This window comes from Vibrio sp. 1978, from assembly GCF_033344345.1.
Genome location: NZ_JAWPOP010000932.1, coordinates 1 through 536, shown reverse-complemented (window position 1 = coordinate 536; position 536 = coordinate 1). Strand labels below are relative to the sequence as shown.

Sequence of the window (536 nt, the reverse complement as noted above, 5' to 3'; positions counted from 1 at the left end):
ATTCAACCACATAACCAGTACCGCCCGCAGCCGTTGTTTTGCCGATGATCGCTAGAACGATATCTTTTGCGGTAATACCCGGTGCGACTTTACCTTTCACTTCGATTTTCATTGTTTTCGCACGTGCTTGTTTTAGCGTTTGAGTCGCTAGTACGTGTTCAACTTCTGATGTACCGATACCGAAAGCCAGTGAGCCAAATGCCCCGTGTGTTGCGGTATGAGAGTCACCACAAACGATGGTCATACCCGGTAGAGTAATGCCTAGCTCTGGGCCCATAACATGGACGATGCCCTGATATTTGTGGTTTAGGTCGTAAAGGGTAACACCGAACTCTTCGCAGTTTTTCGATAGCGTTTCCATTTGGATACGCGCCATCTCGCCAGAGGCGTTGATGTCTTTGGTTGTGGTCGAAACGTTGTGATCCATCGTGGCGAACGTTTTGCTAACCTGACGAACTTTACGACCTTTTTCACGCAAGCCATCAAAGGCTTGTGGAGAGGTCACTTCGTGTACCAAGTGACGATCAATATAAAGA

Annotated in this window: 1 protein-coding gene; it reads right to left on the bottom strand. The window is 47.8% G+C overall.

All coding sequences use genetic code 11. The annotated features are described in order from the left end of the window. A partial coding sequence (locus tag R8N49_RS29930; protein ID WP_318190806.1) for an aconitase family protein occupies positions 1-536 on the bottom strand: 536 nt, incomplete at both ends.